This is a genomic window from Microcystis sp. M20BS1 (genome assembly GCF_020245305.1).
In the GTDB taxonomy this organism is placed as follows: Bacteria; Cyanobacteriota; Cyanobacteriia; order Cyanobacteriales; family Microcystaceae; genus Microcystis; species Microcystis ichthyoblabe_A.
In genome coordinates this window covers 20,261-30,107 of record NZ_JADBUZ010000186.1, presented here as the reverse complement: position 1 = coordinate 30,107, position 9,847 = coordinate 20,261, and the positions used below count along the sequence as shown (strand labels likewise).

The following is a 9,847-nucleotide window of genomic DNA, read 5'->3' as shown; positions in this document are numbered from 1 at the left end:
CTTGTTGGGTAAGACTTTTAGACTTTTTGTCAATCAAAAAGTACCAGGTATGGGAGTGATCAGGGGGAAAATCCCTGGACTTTTTCCCTAAAAATTAGGTAATTGGCCACCTCAAAACCGGTAAAACCCCACACCCCACACTCCACGAAAAACTTTTTGCCGCAAACCCTAACTATTGATTATGTTTCCGCTGCAACTAGCGCACAGACTAATCTTCGCTTTCTTGATCATTCCTCTCTTCAAACCCTAGCCAAAAAAGTAACGCATTCTCAACCTCCATCATTTGCTCAGATGTCAGATTTCCTAATTTACGCAAAAGCTTTGCATGGGGAATTGTAACGATGTTTTGTACATCAAAGACTCCTTCTCTAAGGAAGCTAGCTTGGACTTTCACTTCAAATCTTGAACCACGAGAGCTTGTCGTATGTGGAACCAGAGTCGCTAAGGCACGCTCTTGATTGCGCGCAGGAATACTGATAACCAAACAGGGTCTGACTTTGGCCACATAACCCAGATCAACCAGCCAAACCTGACCACGATCAGGGCTATCCATAGGAAGCTTCCTGATCATCTAATTCTAGAAAAATTCCCTCGGCATTGAGGACTAGATCTTCATCAGATAAGGGCGGAAAATCCAGGTGAATTGTCCGCTTCAGAATCTCTAATAGCAAATCTGAGCGCTCTGAGTCTGTCAAGCGGTCAAAGCTATCTAAAAGTTCCTGAACTATAGCAGTCATAGCGGTTGCCCTATATCTGCTCAATACTATAACACAAGCTTAACAAGGCTCTTAGTCATTGCTTGACAGCCCCAATAAATTCTGAATGTAAGTTTGGAATCCCCCCAAACCGCCATCGTCATCCCAACGCTGTCTGAAAGTCGGTAACTTCTCCAATTCCATCACATTCCCACCTTGATACCTGACTCGATAATCAAACATCGCATCTGCTTTTGCTGATACAGGTGGATTATCAAAATCAATAGCCCAAAGCACCTCAACAATTCGATAGATGTCGTAATTATCCTTGCCAATTTCACGTTTGGCTTTGCAGTCGAGAACTTTTACTAAATGGGTAACATACCCTCGCTGTCTGAGTAGTATCAAACTATCTTTTTCGGGTTTATTGGCATTGACTTCATCGTCTTTCCATGCCAGTTGGAAGGGCGATGAAACCTTATATTTCCGATATGCCCATGTACCATCGTTTCGCCTGACATTTTTAGTCCACTTCAGAGCTTGTAAATCCATGTCAATATCTCGAAATAAAACTATAAGTTAAACTCGATCGCGATGACGTCGATCAGCGATAAAAGACTCCACCAATTTAACATCTTCGACACTACCGATCACTAAAGGTGTGCGGGTGTGTAATTTATCGGGAACGATATCTAAAAGATTTGTCACCCCATCACTAGCTTTACCTCCTGCCTGTTCAATTAAAAAAGCAAGGGGGGCAGTTTCATAAATTAAGCGCAATTTTCCCTGGGGATTTTTAACAGTACCCGGATAGAGAAAAACGCCTCCCTGCATTAAAATTCGATGGATATCTCCCACTAATGCCCCACTGTAACGGGCTGTGTAACCATCATGACGGTGAACATAACGGGTATAGTCGCGAATTGCCTCATCCCACTGCCAAAAATTGCCCTCATTGGTACTATAAATCGGACCGTGATCGGGGATAATAATATTCTCTTGGGCGAGGATAAATTCCCCTAAACTGGGGTCAAGGACAAAGGCATGAACACCGCGACCGATCGAGTAAACTAAAATAGTCGAGGGTCCGTAGAGAATATAGCCAGCGGCGATTTGTTTACGACCATTTTGCAGTAAATCTAGGGCTTCTCCGTCTAAATCATTGCCTTCCTGTTGACGGATGGCAAAAATCGAACCCACATTTAGGTTAATATCCACATTGGAAGAACCATCGATCGGGTCGTAGAGTAGGGTATAGCGACCGATGGGACAGTTTTCTGGGATATAATAGGGTTTATCCATTTCCTCGGAAGCAAGACGGCAAACTAAACCACTTTGCTTAAAAACCGAGATAAATACTTCATTGGCAAAAACGTCCATTTTCTTGACCGATTCCCCTTGGACGTTGGTTTCTCCAGTAAAACCTAGCACATCCGCCATTAATCCCGCTTTACTGAGACGACGGGCAATTAATTTCCCCGCTAGGGCAATCCGACTCATAATTGCGCTTAAATCCTGCGCGTCGGGGGAAAAGCTTTGTAGTTGTTGCAGGACGTGACGGGAGAGGGTGGTACAATCTCGATCGAGGCTATGTTCGGGGATAGAAAAGGGAATATTGCTAACCATAACTGTAATTGCCAGTAATAAAGTAAAAAAAGGGAAACTCGTCTAGTCTCAATTATGACTATGATTTGATCCTAGCCAAAATTTTTCCCATTGCGGGCTAATTTTTAGATCAGTTTTAGAGTTGGCTAATTTTTATCCCATTGATCATTAAATTTTGGTCAATAAGTAGCTGTTTATAATTAAATTGAAGATAAACTTTGGTTTCGATCCCCCCTTGATAAGCTATCCATTAGTCACATCTTTCTTAACATAAAATTTGACAAAAAGAGAAAAGTGTGCAAGATGGCTCAAGGGGGTTCTATAGGGGGACTAATTTGTAGCTTGTAGCGGGAGCATCTCACCTTTGTAACCCCTAAATCAGGTTTTTATGTCAAGCTATTTTGAAAACCTTGCTAGAAAACAGTTTTAGGGATAAGTATAATTACTCGCTTGCATAAATGAGATGCTCTCTTTGTAGCAATGATGTGGCCTCTAGATGAGAATATTTTGTCTCTATTTTAAATTTTTTGATGACCGATAAGACAACTTCTATAAATATATCATTCAGTCCATGTTTGTATAATTCATCCATGACTCTCCCAATTTGATCATCATTGATATAATCGGTTTTTATTTCTTCTCCCAATAATTCTTCGATTCCTTTATCTTCAAAAAATTGACTAAATAAGTATAAAGGCCTTGAAACAAATCCTAATCCATTGATTAGAATAGCTTTGACCACTGTTCCTGCTGAAATTTTTTCTCGGGAGTCAATTCCTAATTTAGAGTTGATTATTTCAACTATTCTTATTTCGTCAATTAGTCCGGCTACTATTCCTAAGTGATCTAGGTTTTTAATTTTTACCTCTGAGATAGGAGACAATTTTTGTACCTTTAATAGATTTTTGAGCTTTTTGATTGTCTCACTTTTTTGGGACTAATTCTCTGAGTATTTTTATTTATTTTTTTCTTGAATGAGTTTATGCTATTTTATGCTACATTTTGAAGTGCGGAGTGTCGGATAAAAAAAATCAACCCATGAACGAACAACGCACCCAATTCTGTCTAAATTATGATTTTTTTGATTGTTTGATTGACTAGGATTTTGGCTCTCTTGGATTTGGTGGGTGAAATGTATTCTAAGATACATTCCTCCTAGCGAGGGGGTGGAAGGAACCACAAAGACACAAAAGACACAAAGATTGATCGATCATATTGTAAGTTAAACTTATCACACAGAACCTATAAGAGCCGGATTTTTTTCGGCTATCATCCCGGTGATACAATTCTGATAATCTCCCCATTCAATCTAAACAGCGCACTCAATTGATTCTTGACGATGACTAATGAGTTCAAAAGTTATCGCTGCTTGAGGTTCAAGAGTAATTAGATGATTTAGTTGTAATAATTCTGGAATTATCTGTCGTAATTTAGCTGTTAAAGCTGCGATAGTATCAGCTTCGGTGACTAATCCCGGAATATCTTCACTCTCTGCTACCCAAACTTGCGCCTCTCGATCCCAAAATGCTTCTACTTGGTACGGTTTTTGATTCATGATGATTTAGTTCAAGTGAGTAGAATTAGCTTATATATCAATCAAGATTATACAGTGCGATCGCATTTCTGACAACCCTACCACCAATCCCCAACTCTTGATGATCGCCGATGAATCGCTTATAATTGAATCAAACGAACAAAGCACCCAATCCTATCCAACCCTCATTAGGTGCTGCCTAATTTTCAATTAAGTACGGGATGATAAAATATGCAATATCAAGTCAATCTCAAACAAACAGAAGAGGGATATGCCGTTTGGTGTCCTAGTTTACCCGGTTGTGCTTCTCAAGGGACAACTAAAGAAGAAGCACTCAATAATATTCAAGATGCAATTCAGTCTTATTTAGAAGTTGCTGCAGAATTAAATCAAGGGATCGAATCTTATTATGTAGAAGTTGAATTAAATCATGCCTAGTCTTGCTGGAATTAATCATCAACGAGCAATTAAAGCGTTTGAAAAAGCAGGATTTCAGATTGTTCGACAGGGTAAGCATATTACCATGACTGATGGACAACATATTCTCACTATTCCAAGGGCTAATCCAATCAATGCTTATACAATGGGAACAATTATTAAAGGTTCTGGATTAACTATTGAAGAATTTAAAAAACTTTTATAAAAAAAATTAACCCATGAACGAACAACGCACCCAATCCTGTCTAAATTATGATTTTTTTGATTATTTGATTGACTAGGATTTTTTTTGGATATTATCCCTGTGATAGAATTCTGATAATCTCCCCATTAAATCCCTGTAGGGGCGAAGCATTCGGATAGAAAATCTAGGGTTTCAGCGATAAGTTATTGCCCGAATGCTTCGCCCCTACCCCCGAACAATAACCTATCGCTAAAGATAACTGAATTAACCGCCACCATCCGCCACGCCATGAATGAACCCCAAAAACATCGACAATCTATTCGTTTAAAAGGCTATGATTATAGGCTTAATGGAGCTTATTATATAACAATTTGTTCTTATCAGAAGCAGTATTTATTTGGTGAAATTGTTGAAGGAAATATGGAGCAGAATTTACTTGGTGATACTGTTGAAGCAGTATGGTATAGACTGCCTCTAAATTTTAAATTTATTGAACTAGATGCTTTTATTGTCATGCCCAATCATATTCATGGAATTATAGTAATACAAAATTATGATCTGGAAAAGACCGAATACGATTCTCAATATACTCACGGTACAATGCCGGAATATTTGGGGGCTATTGTGCAGAATTTTAAATCAATTTCTACTCGTAAAATCAATTTTTTATGTGGCGATCGCCTGAAAATTTGGCAGCGCAATTATTATGAACATATCATTCGCAATGAAAATTCTTATCAAAAAATCCGGCAATACATTCTTGATAATCCGCGAAATTGGGAACAAGACGAGAACAATCTGAATAAATTCAAACCAATGTAGGGGCAAATAACCTGTGGGGACAAATAACCTGCGGGGACGAATAACCTGTAGGGGCGAAGCATTTGGGCATAACATATCGCTGAAACCATAAATTTCTTATCCGAATGCTTCGCCCCTACCCCGGGCAATAAACTAATAACCTTCGCCTATTATCCCTGTGATACAATTATGATAATCTCCTCATTAAATCCCTGTACGGGCGAAGCATTCGTGCATAATCTATCACTAACCTTAGCCTATCATCCCTGTGATACAATTCTGATAATCTCCCCATTAAATCCCTGTACGGGCGAAGCATTCGTGCATAATCTATCACTGAAACCCTAGATTTTCTATCCGAATGCTTCGCCCCTACCCCAGACAATAACCTTCGCCTATCATCCCTGTGATACAATTCTGATAATATCCCCATTAAATCCCTGTACGGGCGAAGCATTCGTGCATAATCTATCACTGAAACCCTAAATTTTCTATCCGAATGCTTCGCCCCTACCCATCAATTCCCCATCTACCACGCTATGAATGAACAACGCACCCAAACATACCTAAACCTCATTAATCAGCTATTATCCTGCAATGATGGCGATGAACCCCGAATATTACAGGAAAATCGGGAATTGCTGGATGAGGGGTTGGTACAGGTAATGGTAGCGGTAGCGCAACAATACGAGAATGCAGGAAGGGAAAATGAGGCGCGATGGTTGATGAATATGGCGCAACAGTTAGCGCAAGCATTAGGATTATTGGGAGAGGAAACCACAGCAACAGCTAACACTCCTCGAGACTATCTAAATTTCTTGATGAAGACATTACTAAAAATCTCAGAAAATCGTAACCCTCAAGTAATTTATCCCTTCTGGGAACAAAATCTTGATAAATTGGATGATAATTTAGCGCAAATTTTAGACAGTTGGACAAGAGAGAAATTAAGGCAAATTATACGAGAACAAGCCTATTCTATCGCTGTATATATTGGCAATTTCAGTAACTTAATCTGTCAATTTCCTCTCGGTGACATCACCACCCACAAAGAAATTGCCATCACGGGTTATGAAATAGCCTTAACTATCTTCACTTTTGAAGCATTTCCCCAAGAATGGGCATTGACACAGTTTAGTCTCGCTATTGCTTACCGTAACAGAATCAGAGGAGAGAAAGCCGACAATTTAGAAAGGGCGATCACCGCTTACCAAGAAGCTTTGAAAGTTTATACTTTTGACGCATTTCCCCAAGCTTGGGCAAGGACACAAACTAATCTTGGCACAGCTTACAGTGACAGAATCAGAGGAGATAAAGCTGAGAATCTTGAACAAGCGATTTCCTGTTACACAAAAGCCTTGAAAGTGAGTACTTTTGAGGCATTTCCCCAAGATTGGGCAACGACACAGTATAATCTCGCTCTTGCTTACTATTCCAGAATCAGAGGAGAGAAAGCTGACAATTTAGAAATAGCGATCACCGCTTACGAGAAAGCCTTAAAAGTGTTAACTTTTGACGCATTTCCCCAAGAATGGGCAATGACACAGAATAATCTCGGTGAAGCTTACCGTAACAGAATCAGAGGAGATAAAGCCGACAATTTAGAAAAAGCGATCGATGCTTACAAGGAAGCCTTGAACGTGAGGACTTTTGACGCATTTCCCCAAGAATGGGCAGATACACAGAATAATCTCGCTGCTGCTTACAGTAATAGAATCAGAAGGGAGAAAGCCGACAATTTAGAAAAGGCGATCACCGCTTACCAGGAAGCATTGAAAGTGAGGACTTTTGACGCATTTCCCGAAGATTGGGCAATGACACAGCGTAATCTCGGTGAAGCTTACCGTAACAGAATCAGAGGGGATAAAGCCTGTAATTTAGAAAGGGCGATCGCGTACTGCCAAGAAGCTTTGAAAGTTTATACTTTTGACGCTTTTCGCCAAGATTGGGCAATGACACAGAATAATCTCGCTGTTGCTTACCGTGACAGAATCAGAGGGGATAAAGCCTGTAATTTAGAAAGGGCGATCGCGTACTGCCAAGAAGCCTTGAAAGTTTATACTTTTGACGCATTTCCTCAACAATGGGCAATGACACAGAATAATCTCTCTATTGCTTACAGTAAGAGAATCAGAGGAGAGAAAGCTGACAATTTAGAAATAGCGATCGCGTACTGCCAAGAAGCCTTGAAAGTTTATACTTTTGACGCTTTTCGCCAACAATGGGCAATGACACAGAATAATCTCGCTATTGCTTACCGTTACAGAATCAGAGGAGAAAAAGCTGACAATTTAGAAATAGCGATCAAGTCTTATCACAATGCCTTACAAATCTATACTAAAGACAGTGATCCCCTTAATTGTTTACAAACCGCCCAAAATTTAGGCATCCTACATTATGATCAAAAACAATGGCAACAAGCAACAGAAGTCTATAATATCGCCATTGAAGCGGTAGAGAATGCCCGCTTAGAAGCATTAAATCCCCAAGATCGTCAAGAGGTTTTATCCAATGCCATTGGTGTTTTCCATCGCATTGTACAGGCGCATCTTAATCTCAATCAGCCTGAGAAGGCATTAGAATATATCGAACGCAGTAAAGGGCGTAATCTGGTGGAATTAATCACCCAGAAAAACCTACACCCCCAAGGCGTTAGTCAAGAAATTATCGCCCAATTAAATGAATTAAAGCAAAGAGTTGTTAACGAGCAAATTCGCTTACAACATCAAAGCATTAACCAGAAGCTAATGCAGAGTGATAACCTAACTCCCTACGTTCAAGATCACAGTTATCTGAAAGAATATCAACAAGACTTAGATAATTTTATTGCAAGAGAAATTAAAGATCCTCTCTTTAGCCTCACTCAAAAAGTTGAGCCGATCCCATTTACAGAAATTCAGGAATTAACTGATGCTGAAACTTGTCTGCTGCAATGGTACATTACAGGGGAGAAAATAATCGCTTTTGTGGTGTCGGCTGATGGAGAGATTAAAGTTTGGCAATCTTCCGAGGATGATGTAAAGCAATTATTTGATACAATCAACAATTATCTACAGCTTTACTACTCCGACAATCGCAAGCAAGAATGGAGAAATAAACTGTCTAACCTCCTACAGACTTTTGCTGATATTCTGCATATTAATGATATTCTTGCCCTGATTCCCGATACTTGTCAACGCTTAATTATTATCCCCTATGTGTATCTGCATATCTTACCCTTACACGCCTTACCTGTTGATCCCCCCCAACTCTCCTTAAAAAGTGGGGAGTCGGCAACGGGGGGATCAGATTTACAAGATTTATTCCCCAAGGGTGTACAATATGCGCCTAGTTGTCAAATCTTGCAAAAAATCACCCAAACTTTTCACCATTCCGACTTTAATAAACTGTTCGCCATTCAAAACCCCACCAAAGACTTATTTTACACTGACTTAGAAGTTAATATCCTCTCAACTTTCTTTACTGAACCTCAAGTTATCGCCCAAGATAACGCCACTAAAAACGCTGTTCTTCCCCATCTCAAATCCTCAGATAACCACTGTTATCATTTCTCCTGTCATGGAAGCTTTAACCCCGATAATCCCCTAGAATCCGCCTTATTATTAGCCAATAAAGAATCCTTAACATTAGGCGAAATCTTTGAACTGCGCTTGAATAAATGTCGCCTTGTCACCATTTCTGCTTGCGAAACTGGCTTAATTGATTTAAACTCTATCAGCGATGAATATATCGGTTTACCCAGTGGTTTTCTGTTTGCGGGAAGTCCCAGCGTTGTCAGTAGTTTATGGACAGTTAATGACCTATCAACCTCCTTCTTGATGATTAAATTATATGAGATTTTATTTGATGAGAATCAGCAAGTTTCTGTACCAGTTGCTTTAAAAACTGCACAAAATTGGTTACAGAATTTAACCGTACAAGAATACTTGAATCAGTTGGATAGTTGCCTAAAAATTGTCAAGTCAATGCAACAAAAATTAACATCAAAAGAATTTAATCGATTGATGGATATGATTGAAGATGAACAAATTAGAATAAAAGGGTTTGAACTTAATTATAAGCTGTTCAATAACCCTTTTTATTGGGCTGCTTTTACCGCATCAGGTATCTAAACTAATCACAAAAATTGTCTAATGTTTCCCTAAAAACGTGAATAGCGAGAGGAGTTGCTACCACTACCAAAACTGGATTACCAGAAGTAGCAAGTAAACCAACTAATCCACCTAATATATTAGGTGCTAAATCATCTTTAACTCGGTCATGACATATTAATTGACGTGCTTGGGTGATAGCTTGTTGCCAAAAATTATTTTCATCTGCTCTCACTGTATCAATATTTGAACGCCTTGCTAATCTCATAGCAGCATACTTCAAATCGCCATCACACCGCTCAATTAAGTCAATATCTCCTAATGCGTTAGAATCCTCTGCCAATTCAGCGCGAAACTGGGCAATTTCTTCAGGAGTAACTTTAGTTGATTCAATATCCATAGGTTATTCTTATTTACAGACAATACTAATTGTATAGTTTCTATTTTGCTATCTATCGATAGTTTTTAATAGAAAGTGTTAATCTAACTGGTTACTGAT

Annotated in this window: 10 protein-coding genes and 1 pseudogene; 4 read left to right on the top strand and 7 right to left on the bottom strand. The window is 39.2% G+C overall.

Annotation, left to right across the window (positions count from 1 at the left end; all coding sequences use genetic code 11):
- Window positions 1–208: 208 nt before the first annotated feature.
- The 6 genes and pseudogenes from IM507_RS18120 to IM507_RS18095 all read right to left on the bottom strand — a co-directional run bounded on the left by IM507_RS18120 (window position 209) and on the right by IM507_RS18095 (window position 3,855).
- Window positions 209–553, bottom strand: coding sequence for a type II toxin-antitoxin system PemK/MazF family toxin (locus IM507_RS18120; RefSeq protein WP_287637474.1), 345 nt, complete (start codon window positions 551–553; stop codon window positions 209–211).
- Entirely contained in the window at window positions 546–737 is a 192-nt protein-coding gene (locus IM507_RS18115; RefSeq protein WP_024969813.1) for a hypothetical protein, read from the bottom strand. The genes IM507_RS18120 and IM507_RS18115 overlap by 8 nt, the downstream gene beginning before the upstream one ends.
- A gap of 51 nt (window positions 738–788) precedes the next feature.
- Entirely contained in the window at window positions 789–1,247 is a 459-nt protein-coding gene (locus IM507_RS18110; RefSeq protein ID WP_287637472.1) for a hypothetical protein, read from the bottom strand.
- Between the two features lie 27 nt (window positions 1,248–1,274).
- The gene (gene fbp, locus IM507_RS18105) at window positions 1,275–2,321 is read right to left on the bottom strand and encodes a class 1 fructose-bisphosphatase (RefSeq protein ID WP_002731573.1); all 1,047 of its coding nucleotides are present in this window, start codon (window positions 2,319–2,321) and stop codon (window positions 1,275–1,277) included.
- A gap of 460 nt (window positions 2,322–2,781) precedes the next feature.
- Window positions 2,782–3,183 (bottom strand): annotated as a pseudogene (locus IM507_RS18100) (DUF4277 domain-containing protein); the annotation flags it as partial.
- A gap of 426 nt (window positions 3,184–3,609) precedes the next feature.
- A complete protein-coding gene (locus IM507_RS18095) occupies window positions 3,610–3,855 on the bottom strand; it encodes a DUF1902 domain-containing protein (RefSeq protein WP_287637471.1) in 246 nt (81 codons plus the stop codon).
- A gap of 210 nt (window positions 3,856–4,065) precedes the next feature.
- Here IM507_RS18095 and IM507_RS18090 point away from each other — a divergent pair, with 210 nt between their 5' ends.
- The 4 genes from IM507_RS18090 (at window position 4,066) to IM507_RS18075 (ending at window position 9,369) form a co-directional block, all read left to right on the top strand.
- Window positions 4,066–4,272: a type II toxin-antitoxin system HicB family antitoxin gene (locus IM507_RS18090; protein WP_002733171.1), complete on the top strand. Its 207-nt coding sequence runs from the start codon at window positions 4,066–4,068 to the stop codon at window positions 4,270–4,272.
- Window positions 4,265–4,477 carry a type II toxin-antitoxin system HicA family toxin gene (locus IM507_RS18085; protein WP_002732521.1) on the top strand — a complete coding sequence of 71 codons (213 nt, stop codon included), beginning with the start codon at window positions 4,265–4,267 and terminating at the stop codon, window positions 4,475–4,477. Before IM507_RS18090 ends, IM507_RS18085 begins: the two co-directional genes overlap by 8 nt.
- Window positions 4,478–4,744: 267 nt before the next feature.
- Entirely contained in the window at window positions 4,745–5,278 is a 534-nt protein-coding gene (locus IM507_RS18080; protein ID WP_287637469.1) for a transposase, read from the top strand.
- Window positions 5,279–5,796: 518 nt separating this feature from the next.
- The gene (locus IM507_RS18075) at window positions 5,797–9,369 is read left to right on the top strand and encodes a CHAT domain-containing protein (RefSeq protein ID WP_287637468.1); all 3,573 of its coding nucleotides are present in this window, start codon (window positions 5,797–5,799) and stop codon (window positions 9,367–9,369) included.
- Between the two features lies 1 nt (window position 9,370).
- On the opposite strand, the gene IM507_RS18070 is transcribed toward IM507_RS18075, so the two are convergent.
- On the bottom strand, window positions 9,371–9,748 hold the full coding sequence (locus IM507_RS18070) for a hypothetical protein (RefSeq protein WP_287637465.1): 378 nt from the start codon (window positions 9,746–9,748) through the stop codon (window positions 9,371–9,373).
- Between the last annotated feature and the right edge of the window lie 99 nt (window positions 9,749–9,847).